This is a genomic window from Mangrovibacillus sp. Mu-81, from assembly GCF_036867415.1.
Classification (GTDB): Bacteria; Bacillota; Bacilli; order Bacillales; family Bacillaceae_B; genus Rossellomorea.
On record NZ_JBAJHU010000004.1, the window covers coordinates 142,037 to 168,869 of the forward strand.

At 44.0% G+C, this 26,833-nt stretch carries 24 protein-coding genes, 1 pseudogene and 1 riboswitch; of the genes and pseudogenes, 2 read left to right on the forward strand and 23 right to left on the reverse strand.

Annotated features, from left to right (window positions below; genetic code table 11):
• Positions 1–145 precede the first annotated feature (145 nt).
• The 11 genes from V6B33_RS11320 to V6B33_RS11370 all read right to left on the reverse strand — a co-directional run bounded on the left by V6B33_RS11320 (position 146) and on the right by V6B33_RS11370 (position 9,302).
• A complete protein-coding gene (locus tag V6B33_RS11320; protein ID WP_334217862.1) occupies positions 146–649 on the reverse strand; it encodes a metallophosphoesterase in 504 nt (167 codons plus the stop codon).
• A 14-nt stretch (positions 650–663) separates the two neighbouring features.
• A complete protein-coding gene (locus V6B33_RS11325) occupies positions 664–1,260 on the reverse strand; it encodes an XTP/dITP diphosphatase (RefSeq protein ID WP_334217863.1) in 597 nt (198 codons plus the stop codon).
• 15 nt (positions 1,261–1,275) lie between these two features.
• Positions 1,276–2,013 (reverse strand): ribonuclease PH, encoded by a 738-nt coding sequence (gene rph, locus V6B33_RS11330; protein WP_334217864.1) that lies wholly within the window; start codon positions 2,011–2,013, stop codon positions 1,276–1,278.
• Positions 2,014–2,137: 124 nt separating this feature from the next.
• The gene (locus tag V6B33_RS11335) at positions 2,138–3,214 is read right to left on the reverse strand and encodes a GerMN domain-containing protein (RefSeq protein WP_334217865.1); all 1,077 of its coding nucleotides are present in this window, start codon (positions 3,212–3,214) and stop codon (positions 2,138–2,140) included.
• 130 nt (positions 3,215–3,344) lie between these two features.
• Complete coding sequence (gene racE / locus V6B33_RS11340) at positions 3,345–4,145, reverse strand: glutamate racemase (RefSeq protein WP_334217866.1); 801 nt, start codon at positions 4,143–4,145, stop codon at positions 3,345–3,347.
• Between the two features lie 9 nt (positions 4,146–4,154).
• Positions 4,155–4,613: a MarR family winged helix-turn-helix transcriptional regulator gene (locus tag V6B33_RS11345; RefSeq protein WP_334217867.1), complete on the reverse strand. Its 459-nt coding sequence runs from the start codon at positions 4,611–4,613 to the stop codon at positions 4,155–4,157.
• A gap of 256 nt (positions 4,614–4,869) precedes the next feature.
• Positions 4,870–5,094: a helix-turn-helix domain-containing protein gene (locus V6B33_RS11350; protein WP_032087424.1), complete on the reverse strand. Its 225-nt coding sequence runs from the start codon at positions 5,092–5,094 to the stop codon at positions 4,870–4,872.
• Between the two features lie 147 nt (positions 5,095–5,241).
• On the reverse strand, positions 5,242–5,712 hold the full coding sequence (locus tag V6B33_RS11355) for an acyl-CoA thioesterase (RefSeq protein ID WP_334217868.1): 471 nt from the start codon (positions 5,710–5,712) through the stop codon (positions 5,242–5,244).
• Between the two features lie 389 nt (positions 5,713–6,101).
• Positions 6,102–6,869, reverse strand: coding sequence for a succinate dehydrogenase iron-sulfur subunit (gene sdhB, locus V6B33_RS11360; protein ID WP_334218001.1), 768 nt, complete (start codon positions 6,867–6,869; stop codon positions 6,102–6,104).
• The gene (gene sdhA / locus V6B33_RS11365) at positions 6,869–8,632 is read right to left on the reverse strand and encodes a succinate dehydrogenase flavoprotein subunit (protein WP_334217869.1); all 1,764 of its coding nucleotides are present in this window, start codon (positions 8,630–8,632) and stop codon (positions 6,869–6,871) included. Before sdhA ends, sdhB begins: the two co-directional genes overlap by 1 nt.
• Before the next feature lie 61 nt (positions 8,633–8,693).
• Positions 8,694–9,302: a succinate dehydrogenase cytochrome b558 subunit gene (locus tag V6B33_RS11370; RefSeq protein ID WP_334217870.1), complete on the reverse strand. Its 609-nt coding sequence runs from the start codon at positions 9,300–9,302 to the stop codon at positions 8,694–8,696.
• A 346-nt stretch (positions 9,303–9,648) separates the two neighbouring features.
• Here V6B33_RS11370 and V6B33_RS11375 point away from each other — a divergent pair, with 346 nt between their 5' ends.
• Positions 9,649–10,086, forward strand: a complete 438-nt coding sequence (locus V6B33_RS11375) for a YslB family protein (RefSeq protein ID WP_334217871.1) — start codon at positions 9,649–9,651, stop codon at positions 10,084–10,086.
• A gap of 81 nt (positions 10,087–10,167) precedes the next feature.
• Here V6B33_RS11375 and V6B33_RS11380 read toward each other — a convergent pair whose 3' ends face one another.
• The 9 genes and pseudogenes from V6B33_RS11380 to V6B33_RS11420 form a co-directional block, all read right to left on the reverse strand.
• On the reverse strand, positions 10,168–11,406 hold the full coding sequence (locus V6B33_RS11380) for an aspartate kinase (protein ID WP_334218002.1): 1,239 nt from the start codon (positions 11,404–11,406) through the stop codon (positions 10,168–10,170).
• A gap of 205 nt (positions 11,407–11,611) precedes the next feature.
• Positions 11,612–11,790: riboswitch (Lysine riboswitch) on the reverse strand.
• A gap of 111 nt (positions 11,791–11,901) precedes the next feature.
• Complete coding sequence (uvrC, locus tag V6B33_RS11385) at positions 11,902–13,674, reverse strand: excinuclease ABC subunit UvrC (protein WP_334217872.1); 1,773 nt, start codon at positions 13,672–13,674, stop codon at positions 11,902–11,904.
• 140 nt (positions 13,675–13,814) lie between these two features.
• Positions 13,815–14,129: a thioredoxin gene (gene trxA, locus V6B33_RS11390; RefSeq protein WP_334217873.1), complete on the reverse strand. Its 315-nt coding sequence runs from the start codon at positions 14,127–14,129 to the stop codon at positions 13,815–13,817.
• 22 nt (positions 14,130–14,151) lie between these two features.
• Positions 14,152–14,398 (reverse strand): annotated as a pseudogene (locus V6B33_RS11395) (hypothetical protein).
• A gap of 128 nt (positions 14,399–14,526) precedes the next feature.
• Positions 14,527–15,507, reverse strand: a complete 981-nt coding sequence (locus V6B33_RS11400; protein WP_334217874.1) for an electron transfer flavoprotein subunit alpha/FixB family protein — start codon at positions 15,505–15,507, stop codon at positions 14,527–14,529.
• A 65-nt stretch (positions 15,508–15,572) separates the two neighbouring features.
• A complete protein-coding gene (locus V6B33_RS11405) occupies positions 15,573–16,346 on the reverse strand; it encodes an electron transfer flavoprotein subunit beta/FixA family protein (RefSeq protein WP_334217875.1) in 774 nt (257 codons plus the stop codon).
• A 142-nt stretch (positions 16,347–16,488) separates the two neighbouring features.
• Positions 16,489–17,259 (reverse strand): enoyl-CoA hydratase, encoded by a 771-nt coding sequence (locus V6B33_RS11410; protein WP_334217876.1) that lies wholly within the window; start codon positions 17,257–17,259, stop codon positions 16,489–16,491.
• 21 nt (positions 17,260–17,280) lie between these two features.
• On the reverse strand, positions 17,281–17,868 hold the full coding sequence (locus V6B33_RS11415; RefSeq protein ID WP_334217877.1) for a TetR/AcrR family transcriptional regulator: 588 nt from the start codon (positions 17,866–17,868) through the stop codon (positions 17,281–17,283).
• 147 nt (positions 17,869–18,015) lie between these two features.
• Positions 18,016–19,713 carry a long-chain-fatty-acid--CoA ligase gene (locus tag V6B33_RS11420; protein ID WP_334217878.1) on the reverse strand — a complete coding sequence of 566 codons (1,698 nt, stop codon included), beginning with the start codon at positions 19,711–19,713 and terminating at the stop codon, positions 18,016–18,018.
• 349 nt (positions 19,714–20,062) lie between these two features.
• Between V6B33_RS11420 and V6B33_RS11425 the strand changes: the two genes are divergently transcribed.
• Positions 20,063–21,412: a glucoamylase family protein gene (locus V6B33_RS11425; protein ID WP_334217879.1), complete on the forward strand. Its 1,350-nt coding sequence runs from the start codon at positions 20,063–20,065 to the stop codon at positions 21,410–21,412.
• 241 nt (positions 21,413–21,653) lie between these two features.
• On the opposite strand, the gene V6B33_RS11430 is transcribed toward V6B33_RS11425, so the two are convergent.
• From V6B33_RS11430 to polX, 3 genes are all read right to left on the reverse strand, one after another.
• A complete protein-coding gene (locus tag V6B33_RS11430) occupies positions 21,654–22,061 on the reverse strand; it encodes a DUF350 domain-containing protein (RefSeq protein ID WP_334217880.1) in 408 nt (135 codons plus the stop codon).
• Between the two features lie 12 nt (positions 22,062–22,073).
• The gene (locus V6B33_RS11435) at positions 22,074–24,434 is read right to left on the reverse strand and encodes an endonuclease MutS2 (protein WP_334217881.1); all 2,361 of its coding nucleotides are present in this window, start codon (positions 24,432–24,434) and stop codon (positions 22,074–22,076) included.
• Between the two features lie 73 nt (positions 24,435–24,507).
• On the reverse strand, positions 24,508–26,220 hold the full coding sequence (polX, locus tag V6B33_RS11440) for a DNA polymerase/3'-5' exonuclease PolX (RefSeq protein WP_334217882.1): 1,713 nt from the start codon (positions 26,218–26,220) through the stop codon (positions 24,508–24,510).
• Positions 26,221–26,833: the final 613 nt, after the last annotated feature.

Genomic DNA, 26,833 nt, shown 5'->3' on the forward strand with positions numbered 1-26,833 from the left:
ACAGAAGTCAATACATTTCATGAAATGTTTTTCAAAAAAATTTTGACTGTGGATCCACTGATCTCTCACACCTAAATTATAAACTGAATGCAGGAAGTTGAAAAGAAGAACCTGCACAAAAAGGCCCTTCTTTTCTAATACCACATTATAAAGTAAACTCCTGCTCGACCAGCACCTCATGCTCATGAGTCAAGAACCGGACTTTGATCATTTCTTCGGTAGTATCAACAATTGCATACGTGCGTTCACTCCTGCCCCGGGGTAAAAGGATGCTTCCCGGATTCAGAAATAGAGTTCCGTTATCCATCTCGGCGCCAAGCGTATGGGAATGGCCGAAGAAAACAAACCTGGCCCCTGTTTCCTCTGCACGATAGCGAAGTTTCATCAGCGACATCTTTATCCCATATAGGTGTCCATGTGTAATCATGATGGTATTCCCATCCACTTCTTCTGTCAGATCATCGGGGAGCCTGGCATCCATATCACAGTTCCCCCGAACCGCCAAGTAGGAAGTTAATGCGTTATCGTCGGCACTCAGCTCGGAATCACCGCAATGAATCATCGCGTTTACTTCCCCGTCATATTTTACAGCCAGTTCCCGGATTTCGTCTATCGACCCATGGCTGTCACTCACAACTAACAGCTTCATCTTTTCCTCACCCTTTAAACTAAGTCTGTGATCAGTGCCCCTAATTTTTCGAGAGCGATTCCGCGGTGACTGATACTGCTCTTTTCTTTAGGCAAAAGCTCTGCCATCGATTTGCCGAGAGACGGCACAAAGAAGACCGGATCATAACCAAATCCATTTGTCCCGCGCCTTTCCTGAAGGATCTGCCCGTCACAGGTCCCTGTTACAGTACGGGTTTCCATTCCCGGTCCTGCTATTGCCAGTACACAGTGAAACCTCGCACTTCGGTCACCATTCGGTACATCCTTCAATTCATCCAGCACCTTGTCTATATTTGCTTCATCGCTTTTTTCCAATCCTGCATAGCGGGCGGAATAAACTCCCGGACGACCGTCCAATGCATCGACCGCCAGACCAGAATCGTCGGCAATCACCATTGCTCCCAATTCTTCCGCTACTGTTTCAGCCTTCAAGATGGCATTTTCCTCAAATGTGGATCCTGTTTCTTCCACATCATCGATATGAGGCAAGTCTAGTAATGTTTGTACCTCATATCCATATGGAGCAAACATATTTTGAAACTCCTTTGCTTTTCCCTGGTTCTTTGTAGCTATTATTACGCGTTTAGTCATCACAGCTTCATTCCTTTATTGAATTCTTTGCGCCAATTCACCAAGCGCCAGCTTTTGCATTTCGAACAGTTCCTGGATTCCAGCTTCTCCCAAGCCAAGCATTTCGTTAAGCTGGTTCATCGTGAAGGTTGCTTCTTCCCCTGTGCCCTGCAGTTCGACAAATTCCCCTTCACCGGTCATGATAATGTTCATATCCACCAACGCTTTGCTGTCTTCGATATAATTCAAGTCGAGCACAGCGCCGTGTTCCTCTACTATACCTGCACTTGTAGCAGCTAAATAACTCTTAAGAGGAAATGAGGAGATCTTTCTGTTGTCCTGTAACTTTCCAAGAGCAAGTGCCATGGCCACGAATGCACCGGTGATCGAAGCGGTTCTTGTACCGCCGTCCGCCTGAATGACGTCACAGTCGATCCAGATTGTACGTTCACCGATAGCATCCAAATTCACCACCGCTCTGAGAGCGCGCCCGATCAAACGTTGAATTTCCATCGTTCTTCCTGAAATCTTCCCTTTCGAAGACTCACGGATATTTCTCGATTCCGTCGCCCTCGGCAGCATTGAATACTCTGCAGTGATCCATCCCTTTCCGCTATTTCTCAAAAAAGGCGGTACGCGGTCTTCGATGCTTGCATTACAAATCACTTTTGTATTCCCCACCGTGATCAACACAGACCCCTCCGGGTGCATCACATATCCGGTTTCAATATTCACTTTTCTCAGTTGATTCTTTTCTCTTCCATCAGCTCTCATATTTTTTCCTCCTGTTGTGATCGTTTTAATTTCATATGTAAAAGGTTCATCTCAAAAAGAGAAGAGGCGGCATCAGCCAACCTCTTTTTCATGATTCTATAATAGTATATCAAAAAATGGTCATTTAAAAACTAATTGCGTTCACATTTTCCGGACGGGTGACGGGCTCGGTTACTGCTTCTCCATCTTTACTTACAGTGGTCGCTTCTCCGTTCACCTGCACGGATACACCTTTGATGTCTTTTTGTTCAGTCAGGGAAAGGACCAGTGAGTTCAACATATGCTCGGATACCATTTTTTCTTCGAGGCTGCCATACACCGCTTCATTGAAATTCAGGGTCACTGTCCCGTCTTTAAGGGTAGGATCATCGAGAAGTTCTGCACCTGTGAAATCACTGGCAAGGGATGAACCATATCCAGGTCCTTCAATAAGTTCCTGTACGACAGCTTTCACTTCATCCGCCTCATCTGAACTTACCCGCTTGGTTACAGGTACATAATACGTCTTGGAATCGGTCTGTGACACATAATATACCGTTACAGGTTTTGTACTGGTTGGGTCCGCCACTCCGCTCGTATCGACATTGATCCCCATGTTCCTGGATAACCCGGATTCGTCAACCGGAGTGCCGTTAACTGGCATTTCTGTTAAAGGATACCCGTTTACTCTCAGTTCGACTTTTTCAACCGACTCAAATTGAGTCAGCGTCCATGTGACCGATTGAAGGATCTTCTGCTCGTCTTCAGGCTGATAGTTATTGAATTCAGGTGAAAAATCTGCGATTGCTTTACCGTCTTTTATATTGACCGTCACTTGTGTATCGGCCGGCAGTACAGCCCTGAATCCGTTCGGAAGGACATTCTCCACCGGACCGTTCACAACCAGATATTCAAGCGCCTGTTTGGCGACACTCTCATTGTTCGGGAGAGGAAGCGATTGTGATACAACGTAACCGTTTTTATCGATCAGATACAGCTCGGTCATCACTGTTTTTTCAACAGCTTCGTCTTTGCTTGCCGTCTCTTTATCTTCCCCTTCTTTCTTCGCTGTATCTACTTTCTCACCTTCTTTTAAGTATGATACATCCTGAGGGGGATCAATCTTTTCTTTATCCCCGAAACTTAACAGCCCGCAGCCTGAAAGATATACAGAAGATGCTAACACCGTTACCGCAATTGACACTTTCGCTTTTTTTGACATCGCGAATCCTCCTAAAAGACAGTTTGTACTACATGTATACGAGCCTCTATCACAAAATAGACCCAAACTTTTCATAAATGCAGACAAACTTTTTTGAGGAGAAAAAAATAAAACCACCCGGCCAAGACGATCAGTCTTGAAGCCTGATGGTTTCTGTATGAACCTTCCCGATATTCAGCCAGTCTGATGCGATCTGTGAAAACAAGAAGGACGATCCCGTAGTAAAGAATCGATGCTCAGGGACCCTGATCCCGCGATACAGGAGATTATAATAGTCCAGGATCGTACTGATTTCCCTGGCCGTTTCATCACCTGAACTGATGACACTTACCCCATTACCCATATAATCCTGAATTTTCGATTGCAGGAGGGGATAGTGGGTACATCCAAGGATCAAGGTATCGATATCCGTCTCTTTCATCGAAGCCAGCGTTTCCTTCACGATTGAATCAGCAGTAGCACTGTTATATTCTCCGCTTTCTACTAAAGGGACAAATTTAGGGCAGGCAAGCGGACTCACCTCGAGGCTTCCATGTAAAGCATGAAGCGCTTCTTCATAGGCGCCGCTGTTTATCGTCCCGATGGTTCCGAGCACCCCGATTTTCCTATTAAACGTATGCTTGATGGCAGCTCTGGCTCCGGGATGGATGACACCGATGACAGGAATATCGAGTTGTGTCTGTATCTCATCCAGTACGACGGCAGTCGCAGTATTGCAGGCGATGATGAGCATTTTCATGTCATACTGCAGGAGGTACTGTGTCATCTGCCATGTGAATTTCTTCACTTCTTCTGAAGACCTCGGACCGTATGGACATCTGGCTGTGTCGCCGAGATAAAAGATCGTTTCTTTTGGTAATTGGCGCATGACTTCCTTTGCAACCGTCAATCCGCCAACACCTGAATCGATTATACCAATAGGTTGAATCACGTTATTCCCTCACTCTGGTTTCATTTCTTGATGCAGCTTAGCTAAATTCCCCTTTAACCCGAGTACTTCTTCTTCTGAAAAATCCTCAAGTACGGACTGTAAATAATTCTGCCTTTTTTTGATTACTTCTTCAATAATCCTTTCGCCCTCTTTTAACATATGAATGCGGACGACCCGTCTGTCATTCTCATCTTTGACTCTTTCAACCAATTCACTTCTTTCCATGCGGTCCACGAGGTCTGTCGTCGTGCTGCAAGCGAGGTACATTCTGTTCGAAAGGTCACCGATCGTCATGTCGCCGTATTCAAACAGCCATTGAAGTGCAATGAACTGAGGCGGTGTAAGGGTATATTGACTTAATATCTCACGGCCTTTTTGTTTGATGATGGAAGATATGTATCGCAAATCTTTCTCTATATCCGCTACAACCTGCGCATCCGCTTTAGGCTGGACTTTTTCTTTATTCATACTAATTCTCCTTTGACTGTCTAGTACTTATTTAGTTTCATCGCTTTTTACTGGAAACGTTCGTATGTTTCATTCATCATATACGATTTCAAATTGAATGAACCTACTAGCATTTTCTCCTTTTTTCGGGGAAATTTCAAGAAAAGTTCAGTATGCATGCTAATTTCCCCAGAAAACTAAAAGAGACTGACTCTTATTTGTACATTAAACGGTTTACTTGAAACCGGTAATTGTCATAAGAATCAGTCCCTTACTGTTAAAGCTTGAGTTCCCCCATGCGAAGAAGCTCTACAACTGCCTGTGATCGCCCCTTCACTCCAAGCTTTTGCATGGCGTTGGAAATATGATTTCGAACTGTTTTTTCGCTAATGAATAAGTCGCTAGCTATTTCCTTTGTTGTTTTATCCTGGACTAACAGTTCGAATACTTCTTTTTCTCTCTTTGTGAGCAACGGTTTGTGTGTAAAATCATTGTCCTTCAATTATGGTAACCCTCCTTGCCTTCGCCAGCTTTAAACCGCGGGGATGGGTATTGTTGGTCGTCAGAATATCATATGTGAAGGTACGGTTTAGAGTGACATAGAGAGGAAGTAAAATAAAAAATAGGCAGCGATTCATTCACACACGATTTATGATGATGGGGACATGACTGAAGGACAGCCAAATTTCTTTCTCATCTCTTCTGTCCACGGAACACCTTTTCCCGTCTTACGCGAAATCTGTACCATCGTTCCTCTGCCAACGAAGCAGACATCTTGCTTTTCATTCACACCCATGTAGTGCAGATCGATTGAAGATTTGCCAACTTTGTCTGCTTTGACATACACGTTAAGGCGTTCGCCAAAATAGACCTGTTTCAGGAAATCGCACTGCAGATCCGCTACAACCGGGATCGTATCATGATCAGGCTTCACCCAATCCTGCATAAATCCCTTGTATTTAAAAAAGTCGGTTCTCGCTTCCTCAAAATATGTAAATGGAATTGTGTTGTTCAAATGTCCAAACATATCCGTTTCGGAAAAACGAACCTTTACTTCAATGGAGAAATGAAATTCTTTTTGCCATGAGTCTATATCCTTAATGTATGTAATATGTTTCAAAATGGCTCCTCCTTCTGTACTGAAAATAAAATGAATGAATATTCATTCTTTTTTGTTTATTATAATCGTTTCTTGTTTATTTAGGAACCGTTTTGCTTAAATCAAAGTATTTATTTCATTGGATTTCTAACAACGCTGTTGATTTTCGTGCAAGACTTGGCTTTCCGCGGGTGACCCGTGAGCCTCCTCGTCGCTCAAGGCTCCTTCGGGGTCTCACATTGGTCACGTCTCCCGCATGAGTCTACGTCTTGCACTCCAATCAACAGCTGGAATGTACCGATAATCATATTTAATCTTAAAACAGTCTCATCATTAACAGTTTTGAAAACTTTTCAATTAAACCTGTTGAAAGAAAAAAACACTTCCCCGAAGGAAAGTGCTTTTGGATATTAATCTACCATATGGTCGCTTCCGAAGAAGTTTTTGAACATTTGGAATGATGTTTCGCGGTTTAGTGCTGCGATGGATGTTGTCAAAGGGATTCCTTTAGGACAAGATTGTACGCAGTTTTGTGAGTTACCGCAGTTTGCAAGGCCGCCGTCTCCCATGATTGACTCAAGGCGTTCGTCTTTGTTCATGGCACCGGTTGGATGCGCATTGAAAAGACGGACTTGGGATAGAGGAGCAGGTCCGATGAAGTCGGATTTGCTGTTTACATTCGGGCAAGCCTCCAAACAAACTCCGCACGTCATGCATTTAGATAATTCGTAGGCCCATTGACGCTTTTTCTCCGGCATGCGTGGACCAGGTCCAAGATCGTATGTGCCATCGATCGGAATCCATGCTTTTACTTTTTTCAAGCTGTCGAACATACGGCTGCGGTCGACCTGTAAATCGCGTACAACCGGGAATGTCTTCATCGGTGCTAAACGGATCGGCTGTTCAAGCTGATCGACAAGAGCCGTACATGATTGTCTCGGTTTACCGTTGATCACCATCGAACAGGCTCCGCAGACTTCCTCAAGACAGTTCATATCCCAGTTGATCGGGGTAGTCGCTTCGCCTTTTGCATTGACTGGATTACGACGGATCTCCATTAGTGCTGATATCACATTCATATTCGGACGATAAGCTAATTCGAACTCTTCTTGATAAGAGGCTGTTTCAGGGCTGTCTTGACGAGTAATGATAAAACGGACTTTTTTGTTTTCACTCATCATTTACTTCCCCCTTTGCTCTTGGAATAGTCACGCTCTCGTGGTGCGATCAGTGATGTATCCACCTCTTCATAATGGAATTCAGGTGAATTCGTTGAGGCGTTGAATTTCGCCATTGTTGTCTTTAAGAAATCTTCATCATTACGTTTAGGGAATTCAGGCTTATAATGCGCCCCGCGGCTTTCGTTACGGTTGAGTGCCCCGATTGTGATTACACGTGCAAGCTGCAGCATGTTCCACAGCTGACGCGTAAACATTGCCCCTTGGTTGCTCCATTTAGCAGTATCGTTGATATTGATATTTTTGTAGCGCTCCATGAGTTCTACAATTTTTGCATCTGTTTCTTTCAGCTTGTCATTATGACGCACAACGGTTACATTGTCAGTCATCCATTCACCAAGCTCTTTATGGATCACATATGCGTTTTCGGTTCCATTCATGGACATGATATTATTCCATTTTTCTTCTTCTTGCTTCACATAGCGGTCGAACACAGAAGAAGGTACAGATTCGGCTGTTTTTTCCAATCCACTAATATATTTAATGGCATTAGGTCCTGCAACCATCCCGCCATAAATCGCAGATAATAATGAGTTAGCTCCCAAGCGGTTACCGCCGTGCTGGGAATAATCGCACTCCCCTGCTGCAAACAATCCAGGGATATTCGTCATCTGATCATAATCGACCCATAGACCGCCCATTGAATAGTGCACTGCAGGGAAAATTTTCATCGGTACTTTACGAGGGTCATCACCCATGAACTTCTCATAAATTTCAATGATTCCGCCAAGCTTGATGTCAAGTTCCTTGGAATCTTTATGAGATAGATCAAGGTAGACCATGTTTTCACCGTTGATACCCAGCTTCTGATTCACGCACACATCAAATATTTCACGCGTCGCGATATCACGCGGTACCAGGTTACCGTATGCAGGATACTTCTCTTCAAGGAAGTACCATGGCTTACCATCTTTATACGTCCAGACACGTCCGCCCTCTCCGCGTGCTGATTCACTCATCAGACGAAGTTTGTCATCCCCAGGAATCGCTGTAGGGTGAATCTGGATGAATTCACCGTTCGAGTAGTACGCTCCCTGTTGATAAACGATGGATGCCGCAGAACCAGTATTGATAACAGAGTTTGTAGACTTGCCGAAGATAATTCCAGGTCCCCCTGTCGCCATGATCACAGCGTCTGCAGCAAACGATTTGATTTCCATCGTTTGAAGGTTCTGAGCGACGATTCCTCGTGCAACTCCTTCGTCATCCACGACCACTCCGAGGAATTCCCATCCTTCAAACTTATTAACAAGACCTGCTACTTCATGACGGCGAACCTGCTCGTCAAGTGCATAAAGCAATTGCTGACCAGTCGTAGCTCCCGCGAACGCTGTACGGTGATGCTGTGTTCCACCGAAACGGCGGAAGTCCAGTAATCCTTCAGGCGTACGGTTGAACATGACTCCCATACGATCCAGCAAATGGATGATTCCCGGTGCCGCTTCTGTCATCGCTTTAACTGGAGGCTGATTCGCCAGGAAATCCCCTCCATATACCGTATCATCAAAATGTTCCCAAGGAGAATCCCCTTCTCCTTTCGTGTTCACGGCTCCATTTATACCACCTTGAGCACACACAGAGTGAGAACGTTTAACGGGTACAAGTGAGAATAAATCTACTTCCGCTCCAACTTCTGCTGCTTTGATTGTGGCCATCAAGCCGGCTAATCCGCCGCCGACTACAATGATTTTGCCTTTACTCATCGTGACTCACTCCTTTTCCTGCCAAAGTTGCCAGCTGTTTTCTATCAGACTGCTATATTTCTTATACGAATGCAAAGATTGCGCGCATACCAACAACCGATAACGCAACAAAAATTCCGATCGTTACATATGTAGCTATTAATTGAGAACGTGGTGATACCGTGATTCCCCAGCTTACACAGAATGACCATAAGCCATTAGCAAAATGGAAGATCGTTGATAGTACACCGATTACATAGAACACAAGCATCAATGGATTTGATAAAATGTTTTCCATCATCTGAAAGTTGACTTCCGCTCCAAATGCGGCAGCCACCCTTGTCTCCCACACATGCCATGTAACAAAGATAAATGTGATTACCCCTGAAACACGCTGAAGCAAGAACATCCAGTTACGGAAATAGCCAAATTTTGAGGCATTATTCTTAGAAGTGAACGCGATGTAAATTCCATAGATTGCATGGAAATACAATGGAAGGAAGATAATAAAAATCTCAAGGAAATAACGGAAAGGCAGACTTTCCATAAAATGTGCCGCTTGATTAAATGATTCTTCCCCGCCTGTGGCAAAATGGTTCACGACTAAATGTTGAGTTAAAAATAATCCAACTGGAATAACACCTAGTAATGAATGAAGCCTGCGATAATTAAATTCTCGATTTCCAGCCATGATTTACCCCCCTTAATCATAAAATATGAGGCCGTTTTCTAAGCGACATATCTTTAGACTACGATACATATTTTATGTTGTAACAATTATGTGACAAGTCCCATTTTACTCCCCTGAAGTGGAAGCGTCAAGAAAACGTATACATAATTTCGACAATATCGCTAAAATATTTCAAATAGAAAAAGAGCGTTAAAAACGTACTATATACGACTTTAATAGTTAGAAAATTCTAATTAATTCCTGATAATGTTATACCGCCAAAATATCCCATCTTTCGTTTTACATGTTTGGGATGATAAATCCTCATCACATGTATATAATAGTTTTATAGAAAGAGGGGATTTACTTGGAACAGAAAAATGAAGAAATCTATGAGCCGGCCGTTCCGGTTTTCGGTTATGAATTGATTCGCGATATCCTGCTCCCGGATATCCTTGGAAAGCACACTCCTGAAATCTTATATTGGGGAGGCAAACAGCTCTCCAGAAAATTCCCCCTTCAATCCGTCGAAGAATGTACATCATTTTTTGATGAAGCAGGATGGGGAACGCTGACGGTTGTCGAACAAAAGAAAAATGAAATCACCTTTGAATTGCGAGGGTCATTTATCGAAAGACGCTTATCGCTGAAATCCGACGTTACTTTCAAAATGGAAGCGGGCTTTCTTGCGGAGCAAATCCAACTGCTGAAGAAATGCACCACTGAAGCAGCAGACGAGATACATAAACGAAATCGATCCGTGAAGATTACCGCTCGCTGGGACGAAAAAGATAAAGTTGAATGAACGAATGACCTTGGCAGTGAACTAAATAGATGCACGGAAAAAAGGGTTGACTCTGTTAAAGAGCCAACCCTTTCATTCTGTTTATAGCGTTACCTCTTCCACTTGAACGGCGTCCAGTTTGAATGCCGTATGTAATACACCGGCAGCTTTTTGCATATTTTTCTGGTCGACCACGGCAGACACTTTAATTTCCGACGTACTGACCATCTTGATGATAATATCATTATGCGCCAGGACTTCAAACATCTCGGCCGCCACCCCCGGGTTGGAAATCATTCCGGATCCAACAATGGACACTTTGGCCAGATCGCGTTCATGTTCAATATGGGTGAACCCCAGATCCTTCTGGTTTTTCTCCAAGACGGAAAGTGCATCATCAAGGTCCTGCTCCTTGATTGAAAACGATAGATTCGTTGTATCGCGGTCTGTCTGGCTCTGAATGATGATGTCCACATTCAAATGATTTTTTGCAAGTGTCGTGAACACTGATGATAATCCTGTCAGGGCATTGCCGAGCCCAAAGACGGTCACCCGGACAATTTCATCTTCGAATGCCACGCCTCTTACCACTAAATTCTGTTCCATGCTTGCTTCCTCCTCAATGTACGTTCCTTCCACTTTTTGAAGACTGGATCTGACTTCTAACGGGATTTGATAATTTTTTGCGAATTCAACCGCCCGGGGATGAAGGACACCCGCACCCAGATTGGCAAGCTCGAGCATTTCATCATACGAGATGGAAGGCAGTTTTCTCGCCCCTTCGATATAACGCGGGTCAGACGTATAAACTCCGTCAACATCAGTGTAAATATCACATCGATCCGCTTTTAATGCAGCAGCGATCGCGACGGCTGTCGTGTCCGATCCCCCGCGGCCAAGGGTGGTGATTTCACCTGACAGAGTCATTCCCTGGAAGCCTGCTACAATGACAACTTTTCCGGCTTGAAGCTGTGTCGTGATTTTCTCGGTATGGATATTGGTGATGCGTGCATTGCTGTGCACAGATTCTGTCTCAATCCCCGCCTGCCAGCCAGTATACGAAATGGCTTCCTGGCCTGCCTGGATCAATGCCATCGTCAGAAGGGAAATGGTCACCTGTTCTCCAGTGGATAAAAGCATATCCATTTCCCGTTTACTTGGTTGAGAAGTGATTTCTCTCGCTAAACCGACTAATGTATCAGTTGTTTTCCCCATGGCGGATACGACAACGACAACATCATTTCCCCGATTCTTCTCCTCCAGGATCCTTGACGCAACATTTTGAATTCTTTCAACAGAACCTACTGAAGTTCCACCGAACTTTTGAACGATAATACTCACAGCTTCTCCTTCTTTCTCTTTGAGTGTAGAAATTAATCTTACTTTCTGAAGAGAATCATCCGTCTTCTGCACAAGTTCCTGCTGCCTTTGTATGTATGGAAACATACTGTGGGCGCCAGATGCCAAATAATAAAAAAAGCAATGAGACAAAATATCTCATTGCTCTATGAACTTAAAGTAAAAAATACTGATTCGTTCATCGGCATTGTGAGATAGCTCTCCAAGATTGATTCATCTTGACAATCCTGCATTTCTTAAACGCAGAACCAGCGGAATTAGTTTGAGCCTAAGACCACTTCGGCGAATCTCCCCTTTCCAGACATCTCAACAGAGCCCATACTCCTCCATGTCTATACTCTTGAAGCCCGCACCTCTATCACCACTATTAAAAGTGATAATGTTTTAAATTATCGATAATTATAGCACACGAAAAAAACGGAAGCAACGGATTTTTCAGAATAATCCCGTATAATTTTTCGGCTCATTCGGGTAAAACTATCCCCGAAGCTTCTCTTGCAAAACTTTCGCAACAGCTTCCGGAATCCCTATATCCTTAAATTCTTCCACTGTGGCTTCTTTCATTTTCTTCATGGAACCGAAGTGTTTGAGGAGCTGTTTCTTCCGCTTGGGTCCGATTCCGTCGATTCCATCAAGGGTGGATTGAAAAACACTTTTCCCACGGAGCTGGCGGTGGAATGTGATGGCAAACCGGTGGACTTCATCCTGTACCCGCTGGAGCAGATAGAATTCCTGGCTTCTTTTTTCCAACGGCACGATCTGCAGCGGATTTCCGTACAGGAGTTCAGATGTCTGATGTTTATCATCCTTCGACAAACCCCCGATCGGGATATCCAGACCCAGCTCGTTTTCAATCACATCACGGGCTGCTTCGATCTGCCCTTTACCACCGTCAATGATGATGAGGTCGGGAAGTGGAAGACCATCTCTTAACACCCGTGAGTACCTTCGCCTCACCACTTCTCTCATGGATTCATAATCATCCGGTCCTTTAACGGTTTTTATTTTATACTTTCGATACTCCTTCTTTGCTGGCTTTCCATCCATAAACACGATCATGGCCGAGACAGGGGCGGATCCCTGTATATTCGAGTTATCAAATGCTTCGATTCTAAATGGGGTATAAATCCCCATTTGTTCGCCTAACCTTTCAATCGCCTTGATCGTTCGATCCTCGTCTCTCTCAATCAGTGCAAACTTTTCGTCGAGTGCCTGCTTGGCATTTTTCTCTGCCAGTTTAACGAGTTCTTTCTTCTTCCCGCGCTTCGGCTGGGTTACCTTTACTTCCAATAACTTCGCAGCCAGCTCTTCTTCTATTTCTTCCGGAAGGAAAATCTCTCTCGGTTTAAAGTGGTTCGCCTTTGAATAGAATTGGCCCAAATATGTGAGAAATTCATCTTCCGGTTCATTGTATAGCGGGAACAGCGATACATCCCGTTCAATCAATTTCCCCTGCCTCACGAAAAATACCTGAACGCACATCCAGCCTTTATCGACTGCAAATCCGAACACATCCCGATCTGTAAAATCCGTCATCGTCATTTTCTGTTTTTCCATCGTTGCTTCGATATGGAGGATCTGATCACGGAATTCCTTCGCCCGCTCAAACTCGAGGTTTTCAGACGCTGCATTCATTTTTGCTGTTAATTCTTTTTTTATTTCCTTGTATCCGCCATTTAAAAATCTGGCAATTTCATCGGTCATTTCCCTGTACGTATCACTCTTCACTTCTCTCACACAAGGGGCAAGACATTGGCCCATGTGATAATAGAGACATACCCTGTCCGGGAGAGTGGTGCATTTCCGCAATGGATACAGCCGGTCCAACAGCTTTTTCGTTTCATTGGCCGCTCCTACATTCGGATAAGGACCGAAGTACTTCCCTTTCCCCCGCTGCACTTTGCGTGTCGTGATCAAACGCGGGTGCCGTTCATTTGTCAATTTAATGAATGGATAGCTTTTATCATCCTTTAACATGACATTGTATTTGGGATCATATTTCTTTATTAAATTCATTTCGAGTACTAGTGCTTCAAGGTCGGATGAAGTCATGATGTATTCGAAGTCTTCGATTTCCCCTACAAGCCGCTGTGTTTTCGCATCGTGCGAGCCTGTGAAATACGAACGGACCCGATTTTTCAGCACTTTTGCCTTACCGACATAAATGATCGTTCCCTGACGGTCTTTCATCAAGTAGCAGCCAGGCTGATCGGGCAGCAGTGCCAATTTATTTGTAATGACAGGATTCAAGTTTCTCCCCCTTTTTTACTTTCTGTTCTCCTCTTATTGTAAAGTGATTATCACTATATGGTAAACCAATCATAATATATTTTTTTTGCTGACATAAGAAAAGCCGGGGCAGCATGCCCCGGCTCTCACATCAATGCATATTAAGCATGTTTATTCAATAGTTCAGCAAGTGCTTCTTTCGGCTGGAATCCGATTACTTTATCCACTACTTCTCCGTCTTTAAGAACAACTAGTGTCGGAATGCTCATTACGCCATATTTACCGGCAGTTTCCTGGTTCTCATCTACGTCAACTTTGACGATTTTTACTTTGTCGCCCATTTCACTGTCCAGTTCTTCCAGTACTGGAGCGATCATTTTACAAGGTCCGCACCAAGGTGCCCAAAAATCTGCCAATACTAGTCCGGATGTCGTTTCACTTACAAAATTTTGGTCAGTAGCATTTGTTATTGCCATAAGTATATGCCTCCTAAGTTCTTCAAATATACCGTAAGTATATCACCGATAATAGTGCTATGCTATAAATCTGCTCGTTGGTAATATACCCTTCCGAAAACGTTCTATACAACCCTTCAAAAAAATGCACTTTGAAAACCCCTGTTGATTTCCGTGCAAGACTTCGCTTTCCGCGGGCGGCCGGTGAGCCTCCTCGTCGCAAAATGCTCCTGCGGGGTCTCACCTGTCTCGCTTTTCCCGCAGGAGTCTTCGTCTTGCACTCCAATCAACAGCTTAAACAGGTAATCGTATCAACCCCATCTAAAAGAGCAAAAAATAAGGAGTAACCACTTGGTTACTGCCTTATATATTATTATACTATTCATTTACCCGTTCCATTGCTTTTAAAACATAAGGATTATGAGGAAGATACTTTAAGTTTTTTGAATTCTTCTGTGAGCATCGGGACGACTTCGAAGAGGTCACCGACGATTCCGTAGTCAGCTACATTGAAGATATTCGCTTCGGGATCTTTGTTGATCGCAACGATTACTTTGGAGTTTGACATCCCTGCAAGATGCTGGATCGCCCCGGAAATTCCGCATGCGATATAAAGGTCAGGCGTGACAACTTTCCCAGTCTGCCCGATTTGTAAAGAGTAGTCGCAGTAATCCGCATCGCATGCTCCGCGGGAAGCACCTACAGCTCCGCCAAGGACTTCAGCCAATTCATTAAGCGGTTCAAAACCATCTTCACTCTTCACTCCGCGGCCGCCGGCGATGATGACTTTCGCTTCAGACAGGTCTACACCTTCACTCGCTTTACGTACTACTTCCTTAATGATCGTACGTAAGTCTTTCACATCAACAGATAATGAAGTTACATCACCTGTACGAGACTCATCTTTCGCTAAAGGCTCAATATTGTTTGGACGGATGGTTGCAAAGATCAAACCGTCTGTTACAATTTTCTTTTCAAATGCTTTACCTGAGTAGATAGGACGTGTGAAAACAAGATTTCCACCGGCTTCTTCAAGGTGAGTCGCATCAGAGATCAGCCCCGTGCTGAGCTTGCTTGCAAGTTTTGGAGACAAATCTTTACCTAATGCAGTGTGGCCGAAGATGACTCCTTCAGGTTTCTCCTGCTCGATGACAGCCATCAATGCCTGTGAATATCCGTCTGATGTATATTGGTCAAGCTTATCATGTTCAACAGTGATTACTTTGTCTGCACCATACTGGATCATTTCCTGACCTAAAGCGCTTACTTCTTTGCCGGCTAACACACCGATGACTTCGCCGCCTTCTGCAACGGTTTTACCTGCAGCAATCGCTTCAAACGAAACGTTACGCAATGATCCGTCTCTGACTTCTCCTAGTACCAATACTTTTCTTGCCATGTTAAATACCCCCTGAATGTTAGTTGTTCTGATTAGATAAGTTTAATAAAGCTCCGACCTTAGAGTTAGACTACTTTTGCTTCGTTGCGAAGAAGCTGCACCAGTTCTGAAACCTGGGCATCGAGTTCGCCTTCCAATACTTTACCTGCTTCTTTCTTAGGCGGCAGATAAATTTCGATCGTTTTTGTTTTCGCTTCTACATCATCTTCATCAAGGTCTAAGTCATCAAGTTCCAATTCTTCAAGAGGCTTCTTCTTTGCCTTCATGATTCCAGGCAGAGATGGATAACGCGGCTCATTCAATCCTTGCTGCGCTGTGACCAATAAAGGCAGTGAAGTTGCAATCACTTCAGAGTCCCCTTCAACATCGCGTGTGACCGTTACTGTTTCACCATCGATTTCGAGTTTCGTGATCGTTGTCACGTAAGAGATGTCCAGCTGCTCGGCTACGCGCGGGCCAACTTGTCCTGAACCTCCATCGATTGCTACGTTTCCGGCAAGTATCAGATCAACTTCCTGTTCTTTTAAATATTGAGATAGAATTGATGCTGTTGTGAATTGATCTCCATAATCAAGATCATCTTCTGTATTGATCAATACAGCCTTGTCCGCTCCCATTGCCAATGCTGTTCTTAACTGCTTTTCGCTTTCTTCCCCGCCGACAGTCACGACAGTCACTTCCCCGCCATGAGCATCGCGTACCTGGATTGCTTCTTCCACCGCATACTCATCGTATGGATTTATAATAAATTCAGCCCCATCATCAGCGATTTGACCGTTTTGGATCGAAATTTTCTCCTCAGTATCAAACGTTCTTTTCAAAAGTACATAGATGTTCATTCTTAAGTCCCTCCTAATAATTAAAACATTCTTTCCCTTAAAAAGATTTTGAAAACTTAACCCCTTTGAAAGGGCAGTGCGTAAAATGATAACGTTTTCACACTGCCCTTAACTTGATTTTACTATATTAATAGAATGTTTACTAGCCTTTAAAGTCAGGTTCTCTTTTTTCTATGAAAGCAGAGATGCCTTCTTTGGCGTCCTCTGAAACAAAGACATCGCCAAATACGTCTGCCTCTCTCATGACCCCTTCATAGAAACGGTCATCCTTTGTATAGCTTAAAAGCTCAATTGCCGCTTTCATGGCACCAGGGCTTTTCTTCGCAATCTTCTGTGCCATTTCTTCTGCTTTCGCAAAGAGTTCGTCTTCAGGGTATGCTTTGTTGGCAAGTCCCCATTGAACTGCCTCCGTGCCGCTTATCGGTTCACTCGTTAAAAGCATTTCAGCCGCTTTTGCCCTGCCGACTAACTTCGGCAGACGCTGCGAACCGGCAAACCCCGGAACAAGTCCCAATTGCAGTTCCGGCAGGCCAAGCTTGGCATTTTCACTGACGAGACGGATATGACAACCCATCGCAAGCTCCAGGCCTCCGCCCAAAGCAGCACCGTGTATGGCTGCAATGATCGGCTTCGGGAAGTTTTCCATCCGTTCGAAGACATCCTGGCCTTTCTTGGCTAGCTGAGAAAATTCTTTTCCTGTTTCAATCGTCGTGAATTCCTTTATATCCGCACCTGCAGAGAAGAAACGGCCCTCCCCCTTCAGAAGAATGACCCGGACTTCGCGGTTTCCTTCAAGTTCGTCAAGAATGGCATCGATTTCTCTTATCAGACCGCTTGCAAGTGCGTTCGCCGGCGGTCTTTGTATGGTGACATGTGCTGTCTTTCCTTCTAATGACCAAGATAAATGTTCCATCTCTCATCCCCCTAAACGTATTTAGTTCCTGCCGCCACATCCATGAAGTAATAGCTTGTGAATAGCAGGGACTTGAGCCACTATATCATATTTCTGATCATTCATTACCCAGGTTGTGACCACTTCGTCCAGTGTCCCAAAGATCATTTGACGGGCAAGCCGCACTTTCAGATCTTTCGGGAGCTCACCGGCCTCTATTCCGCTGATCAGGATCTTATCCACCAATTGCAGATATCCTTTTAACACATCGTTGATCTTAACCCGGATATCTTTATTTGATTGGCGGAGCTCAAGCTGAGTGACAATGGCTAAATGATGATCTTCCGATAGAAGCTTGCAGTGGTTTTCCACCATCACATATAACTTCTCTGAAACCGTCTGTTTTCCTGCAATGACTTCTTCGATTTTTTCCACAAAGATGGACATTTTCTCTCTGAATAATGAGATCAATATATCTTCCTTGTTCTTAAAATAAAGGTAAATGGTTCCGTCAGCGACGCCTGCCTGTTTAGCTATTTTAGATACCTGCGCCTGATGGTAGCCATTTTCAGCTATAACTACAACTGCCGCATCAATGATTTGTTTGTATTTAGGTTTATTTCGTTTCATGGTTAGTTGACCTGCCTTATCAAAATATGAATGAATGGTCATTCATATTTAAATAATAAAATGTATGTGACTGATTGTCAAGGATGACCCTTGTCCAATCCTGTTAAAAAAGAGAGCGAATCTAATGAAAGATTCCCTGTTACTATTCTAGCTTAATTTCTGTTCTTCTTCTATCTTTTTTCGTTCTTCATCCACAAGTGCTCTTCGCAAGATCTTTCCTACTGCGGTTTTAGGGAGTTCTTTCCTGAATTCATAGATCCTCGGGACCTTATATGCAGCGAGATACTTCCGTGAAAACTCATCCAGGTCCTTTTCATTCAGGTTTTCACCCTCTTTCAGTACGACATAGGCTTTGACGGTTTCACCTCTATATGGATCAGGGACCCCTGCAGCGACAACTTCCTGGATGGAAGGATGTTCATACAATACTTCTTCTATCTCCCTTGGGTATATATTAAAGCCTCCTGCGATGATCATATCTTTCTTGCGGTCCACCACGTAGAAATATCCCTTTTCATCCATATATCCCAAGTCACCAGTTAACAGCCAGCCATCCCTCAGTGTCTGCTCGGTTTCTTCCGGGCGATTCCAGTATCCTTTCATCACCTGCGGGCCTTTCACCACTATTTCCCCAATCTCATTAGGAGGGAGCGGTTCGCCTGTTTCAAGTGAGAAGACCGCACTATCTGTACTTGGCCATGGAAGCCCGATGCTTCCTTTAATTCTCTCTTTATCCCAAAGGAAGTTTGCGTGTGTGACAGGTGAGGACTCTGTCAGCCCGTAACCTTCCACCAATTTTCCTCCCGTGACTTCTTCAAATTTCTGCTGTACTTCGACAGGCAGCGGGGCACTTCCGCTCAAACAGGAATCGATCGAAGATAAATCATACTTTTTTACATCCGGGTGATTCAATAAGCCGATATAGATAGTAGGGGCTCCAGGAAACAACGTCGGCTTCTGCTTTTGTATGGTTTTCAACGTCGTTTCGACATCGAATTTTGGAAGGAGGATCATTTTATATCCCTGCATGATTGAAAGGATCATTACTGCTGTCATGCCGTAAACATGGAAGAATGGAAGGATCCCGAGCATCTTTTCTTCCCCTTTTTTACATTTATAAAGCCATGCATCACACATTGAAGCGTTCGCAATCAGATTTTTGTGGGTGAGCATGACCCCTTTGGGGAATCCGGTCGTTCCACCCGTGTATTGCAGCAGGGCCAGATCATTTTCAAAATCAAATTCCCCTGCTGGTATCTTTTTTGCTGTTTGTGATGTCATGATATCAGTGAATAGATGATTCCGCTCTGATGGCTCCACCTTTACGACAATTCCATACTGTTTCTTCTGGATGAACGGATAAATCATGTTTTTTGGAAAAGGAAGATATTCTTTGATAGCGGTTACAATGATATGCTCAAGATCTGTTTCTTTCATGGCTTTCGAAACTCTCGGGTAGAGAATGTCCAAAGTGAGTATCGCTTTTGCACCTGAATCTTTCATTTGATATTCGATTTCCCTCTCCGTATACAGCGGATTGGTTTGAACGACCACAGCCCCTGCATAAAGGATTCCGTAATACGCAATGACTGATTGAGGTGTATTCGGAAGCATGATAGCGACCCGGTCACCTCTCTCGATCCCCAGTTTCCCCAGGTAATTCGCAAATTTCAAAGAAGACTCGTACACCTCGCGATACGTCATTTCTTTCCCCATAAAATGGATGGCGGATTTGCTTCCATATAGCTCCGCTGCCTCGGTCAGAAAAGAGTGCAAAGGTTTCTCAGGCAGTGTCAGTTCACCTGGAATTGCATCAGGGTATTCCTCAAGCCAGGGTTTCGTCATGTTATTCCCTCCTTTTGAATATTTAGAAAAATCAGTTCTTTATATCATTATAATATAAGGGTTCTTCAGATACAATTTGAATTACCTTTCAACCGCGACTTAATTCCTATCTCTTTGATGTGCGGATCAAAGTTACTGATCGTAAGAAAGTGGCTTTCTATACAAGATATGATGGATGGCTTTTCCTACATACCTGATTCCCGATCTTCCTTCTCCGTCTGCCTTTTGACCCAGCCTATCATTGTTTTCTGTACCAAATGACCGAATATTGAGAAATCTATCCTTTTCTGAAGTTTATCATGATACACTGTTGGTGAAACGTTTCGATTTATTGAAAGGGGTAGATAGTTTGAAAAAGAAAATCAGTCTGTTCACGATCTTATGTCTTCTCACCAGTCTTCTTTCCATTCCGGCAGTTTCCGCAGAAGGGAAAGATGGCAGGGAAATGGCCTTGCGCACTGAATTGAAAGCGATTGCAGCAAAAACCTATAAATATTATCAAGACCATACGGATGCGGAGACCGGTCTCACCTTCGATGAAACACGTTATACAGATGAAGGCAAGAAAAATGCTGCTCACACCTCACCTACCAATGTAGGCATGTACATGATGAGCACGGTATCTGCCCAGGAAATGGGGATCATTTCTAAAGAAGAAGCGGTCAAACGCATACAAGTGACACTAAATACGTTAGAGTCGTTGGAAAAATGGAATGGATTATTCTACAACTGGTACTATACAGAAGACGGTTCGTTGAAAAAGGATTGGGGCCAATTCATCTCTCAGGTCGACAATGGATGGCTGTCTGCAGGGCTGATTGTGGCTGGACAAGCATATGAGGAATTAAATGCTCAAACAAGCGAATTGGTTGATAATATGGATTATTCCACCCTGTACGATCCGGAAGTCGGTCAATTCCGCGGTGGATATGATGCGGTCCAGGGAAAATTGACTGACCATCATTATGGACTGTTCTATACAGAACCACGCGTAGCAAGTTATATTTCAATCGGTAAAGGCGATGTCCCAAGTGATCACTGGTGGAAAATGTACCGGACGATGCCCGGCGATTGGGATTGGCAGGCTCAAGTACCGGAGGGTCATACTGTTGAATATGACGGAGTTTCTGTCTTTGAAGGTCACTATGAATACAACGGGGTGAAGTTCGTTCCAAGTTGGGGCGGAAGTATGTTTGAAGCTTTGATGCCCGGTATTGTATTGAAGGAAAAGGAACTTGGCAAACATGCACTTGGTCTGAATAACCAGCGCCATGTCGAACTTCAGATCCAATATGCCAAAGACAAAGGGTATAAAGCGTGGGGCTTCTCACCTGCCGCCACTCCTGACGGGTATAGTGAATTCGCTGCTACTCCGCTGGGCACTTCCGGCTACAGTGATAAATCAACGGTCACCCCCCATGCTACATTCCTGGCTTTGGATTATGCACCAGAAGAAGTACGCAAGAATATAAAAGCACTTAAAGAAATGGATACGTACGGAAAATACGGCTTCTTTGATTCAGTGAATGTTGAAACTGGAGAAATTGCAAAAGCATATCTTGCGCTCGACCAGGGCATGATCATGGTTTCGATTGCAAATTATCTAAAAGACGGAGTGATCCGGGATTACTTCCATCAGGATCCAATTGGCAAAAAACCAGAAGAGTTATTAAGGAAAGAAGTTTTCTCCATACAATAAGCTTGACCGACGAGAGCACGGACATCCCATTGGGCTGTCCGTGCTCTTCTTTTATGCTTTGTGAACCTGTTTGCGAGGGTGAAATCAAGGCAAGTACCCCGCATCCAAACAACAAAAGACTGCCCAACAATTGGACAGCCTTCTCTCTATACAAAAAACAGCATGTAAATGACACCGACCAGGATGAATCCTGCACATAACACAAGTAAAACCTTCGCTAATGTTTCCATGTTTCCTCTCCTTAAGAAATCCCTGCTCCGATGACAAACGATAACCCCACAGAGATGACAAGCGAAATGAAGCCGACTGCCCGGTTATCATTTGCAATTTCTTCATCTATTTTGAACTTAGGGGTTAAGAATTCGTAAATGAAATATCCAATCAGCAGCAGGATGAAACCGAAGACCCCCCAGCCAATCGTTGTAAGGATGGTTTCATTTTGCTGAATGGAATAGCGGAAAATATTCGCAATCCCGAATATTTTCCCCCCGGTAGCCATTGCCACGGCCAGATTGCCTTTTTTGATTTCTTCCCAGTTTTTATACTTTGTAACCAATTCGAATACGGTTAAGAAAAGGATGAGGCATAATATGACAACGCTATAATTTCCTGCAGTTTGAATGTATTCATTCTCCCAAAAATTCTCCATTGTTCTTCTCCCCTATTTAAACATTACGACCGTGACACCGGTTCCGCCTTCGCCTGCATCACCGAAACGAATCCCTTTAACTGCACGATGATTTCGTAAATATTCCTGTACGCCCTGTCTCAACGCCCCGGTTCCCTTGCCATGGATAATGGACACTTGCGGATAGCCGGCAAGCAGCGCATCATCGATATATTTTTCCACTTTGGAGAGGGCATTATCGAATCGTTCCCCTCTTAAATCAAGTTCGATACTGACGTGAAAATCTTTCCCTTTTACCACCGCCAGCGGCTTTGTTTCAACCTTTTGCTGTGTTTGGATGAATTCAAGGTCTGATTCTTTCACCTTCATTTTCATTATGCCCATCTGAACCTGCCATTCCTTAGCGGATACTCTTTCCACGAGATGGCCTTTCTGGTCAAAGCTTAGTACCTTCACCTCATCTCCAGGCTGAAGCTCCCGTTTTGTGCTCTGAGCTTTCCTCTTTTGACGGGAGGACTCAGCCAGTGACGGTGCTGCATCTTCCAGCTGCTTTCTTGCCTGGATCAGTTCATGTTCTTTGATTTGGGCAGATTTTTCATGCTGCATTTTACGTAAATCCTTAATGACCTGCTCTGCTTCCGCTTTTGCTTTTTCTACCACTGTCTCGGCTTTTTGATGAGCTTTTTCAAGCATTTGATCTTTCTTTTCATAATACTCCATCATCTGCTTTTGCATATCTTTGTGCATTTTTTCTGCTTGTTTTAACAACTCGTGGGCTTCTTCCAATTCTTTTTCGCCCTGACGTCTGCTTTCTTCCAAAGATGCAATCATGTTTTCGACTTCTTTGCTGTCCGTGCCTATATGTGATTTTGCCCGATGGATCACCGTTTCTGATAATCCCAGACGTTTGGAAATCTCGAATGCGTTACTTCTTCCCGGTACACCCAGAAGCAGCTTGTAAGTCGGACTCAGGGTTTCTACGTTGAACTCGACACTTGCATTGACGACACCTTCACGATTGTAACCGTATGCTTTTAATTCAGGGTAGTGGGTAGTAGCCACTACCCTTGCACCTGTACCGTGGACTTCATCAAGAATGGAGATGGCCAGCGCAGCGCCTTCCTGAGGGTCCGTCCCTGCGCCAAGTTCATCGAACAGGACCAGGCTTCCTTGATCCACTTTTTTCAAAATCTCTACGATATTCACCATATGGGAGGAGAATGTACTTAAACTTTGTTCAATCGATTGTTCATCCCCTATATCCGCAAAAATCGAACGGAAGATTCCGACTTCAGATCCATCCAGTGCAGGGATCGGGAGCCCGGCTTGTGCCATGATGTTTGTAAGGCCAAGCGTCTTGAGTGTGACTGTTTTCCCTCCCGTGTTCGGTCCTGTAATGACGATGGAGGAAAAATCATTGCCCAATTCAATGTCGTTGGCAACGGCTTCATCAATCGGCAATAACGGATGACGTGCTTTATTTAATTTAATCTTTCTTTCATTATTGATGATTGGTTTGGAACCTTTGATGGATTGACCGAATTTTGCTTTCGTGAACATGAAATCAATATCTGATAATACGTCCACAATCAATAGTAATTCATATTCAGCTTCTTGTACTTTTTCGGAAAGGGCAAGAAGGATTTTCTCAATTTCATTTTGTTCTTTCGACCGCAGTTCACGCAATTGATTATTTAATTGTACGATTGCTTCCGGTTCAATAAACAATGTCTGGCCTGAAGATGATTGATCATGAACGATCCCTCCATAGTGCCCTCTATATTCCTGTTTTACAGGAATGACATACCGGTCATTTCGAATTGTGATAATCGCATCCGACAACATTTTGGAGGCATTGGATGACCGGATCATGCGCTCAAGCTTTTCCCGGATCCTTCCTTCGTTTGCACGCAGTTGTGTACGGATCATTCGAAGCGTATCACTCGCTGAATCAAGGATTTCACCGTTATCATCCACGACATTTCGGATTTCCTGTTCTAAATGAGGCAGAGGTATGACAGAAGCCAATTTTGCCTCCAGCAGGGGAATGGACACTTCATCGTCCACTAACTCATCTACAAACGTTCTAAGCTTTCTGCTCGCACGGATGGTGCTGCCTGTCTGCACCAATTCTCCAGGTGACAACATGCCTCCGATGGCTGCACGCTTCACATGGGGACGAATATCAAAAATCCCCCCCAGCGGGGCATGCCCCTTCAACCTGAGGATCGTCATCGCTTCATCCGTTTCTTCATGCATGCCCGTAATTTCCTCAAAGTCCATCGACGGTGTGAGAGTGGTGACTCTTGCATGTCCAAGGGCAGATGCAGCAAACTGTTTCAGTAATTCTTTTATTTTATCAAACTCAAGTGTTTTCAGTACTTTAGGATTCACAGACTCTATTCCACCTTTTATAAAAATGTTTCATGAATCGGACACCTTACTAAAACCAGTTCCGACTTTAGAATCATTTGTTTCTATTTAAGAAGTTTAACAGTTCTTTTTTTCCCCATGTATTGATAACTGTATCCTTCTTGATCCAGCCTTTTCTTGCGGTTGAAACACCTATGTTCATGAACTCAAGGTGTTCATGGCTGTGGGCATCTGTATTGATAAAGAGCTTCACACCATGCTCTTGTGCTTTCCGGATGTTTTCAGCAGACAGGTCCAGTCTGTTTGGATTCGCATTCAATTCGAGGGCCGTATTCGTCTCCTTTGCCAATTGTATCAGAAGATCCATATCTACATCGTATCCATCCCTGCGCCCGATGATTCTCCCTGTCGGGTGAGCGATGATATCCACATGCGCGCTAGTAAGTGCAGTAGTCAGACGCTTCATGATTTTTTCCCTTGGCTGTGAAAAGCTTGAGTGAATCGAAGCGATGACAATATCCAGCTTTTCGAGGATTTCATCGTCGTAATCAAGTGAGCCGTCCGGAAGGATATCCATTTCGATCCCTGACAGAATCTCAATCTCTTTATACTTCTTGTTCATTTCTTTGATTTCCTCTATCTGCTTTAACAGCCGTTCATCCGATAATCCATTTGCTACGCGCAAATATTTGGAATGATCGGTGATGGCCATATACCGGTAGCCTTTGGCAATACATGCCTGAACCATTTCCTCAATGGAATAAGCACCGTCTGACCAGGTGGTATGCATGTGCAGATCACCTTGAATATGAGAAGATCCGATTAAATCAAAGTCTTTATGATAATCGTCGACCTCTTTGCCGTCTTCCCTTAATTCGGGTGGAATGAACGGCAGGTTGAAGTGAGCGTAAAAGCCTTCTTCTGAATCGAATGTTTTGATCTCCCCGGATTCACTATTTTCAACCCCGTATTCACTGATTTTTTCTCCACGTTCTTTAGCGAGCTGTCTCATCCTTACATTATGCTCTTTAGATCCGGTGAAGTGATGGAGGGTTGTAGCGAATTCATGCGGCTTCACAATCCGAAAGTCGATGCTCACGGCCCATTTATATTGAAGCGTAAGCGATACCTTCGTCTCCCCCGCTGCAATGGTTTCGACTATTTGAGGGAGCTTCAACAATTCGTCCTTGACCTTTTTCGGTTCTTCAGTAGAAATGATAAAATCCAGATCTTTGATCGTCTCACGCATCCTTCTTAAACTGCCCGCCCTTGAAAAGTTCAAGATTTCTTTACAATTGGTCAAATGCGCTTCAATTTCTTCTGCCAACCCAGTCATGAATGCCAATGGAAGGCGGTCCGGACGTTGGCCGGCCTGTGCGATGGCAGCCAGTATCTTTTCTTCTGTTTTTTTTCCAAAGCCCGGCAGATCCTGGACTTTGCCGGACTGGCATGCTTCCTCCAAATCTTCAATTCCTTCCACACCAAGTTCACTATAAAGCTTGGCAATTTTCTTGCCGCCGAGTCCCGGAAGCTGGAGAAGGGGAATCAATCCTTCAGGCACTTCCGATTTTAATTCTTCAAGTACCGAGGAAAATCCCTCTTTAACGAACTCTTCAATCACTCCCGCTGTTCCTTTTCCAATTCCACTCAAGCCTGTAAAGTCACTGATATCACTTAAACTGCGATCATCATTTTCCAGCGCAAGGGCAGCTTTTCTGTAAGCCGATATTTTAAAAGAGTTTTCACCCTTCAGTTCCATGTAAATTGCAATCGTTTCCAATAACCTGATAATATCCTTTTTATTCATTCCACTCACCTGCTTCTCTCTATATAAATGTCTCTTCCCATCAATTGTTCTCTTCTTATATAGTAGCAAAATAACCAAAAAAAGAAAGCGATGAAACCGGAAGTTGTTTTTTGGCTTATCGAGGTTGGGACAAGAACAAAACAACGCTACCTAGAGACAAACATTTTCAGTGTGGACTCTAAATACCGCTAATGATTTCCGTGCAAGACTTCGCTTTCCGCGGGTAGCCCGTGAGCCTCCTCGGACAAGCCTGCGGGGTCTCACTTGTCTAGCTGCAGGGCTTAGAGGCACATGACATAAGCCTCTGAGCAAAGCCCTTCCGCTTTTCTAATAAGCTACTTTTCCCGCAGGAGTCTGCGTCTTGCACTCCAATCAACCGCTGGAACAAGCTATTAACTAAGTCGCGTTTGAACAAAAATAATAAAAACCCGAACTTACTTGAATCCTGGAATTCAAATTAGTCCGGGTTTTACTTAGACTAAACACTTTTGTCCCAGCCTCGCTTTCAGCAGAGCTGTAATGGAGGCTGTATGGAATAAGCCAAAAATCCAGATTCAAATACGGTACAAAAAAAAGCTAACTCATCAAGGATAGTGAACATCAGTTAAGGTTG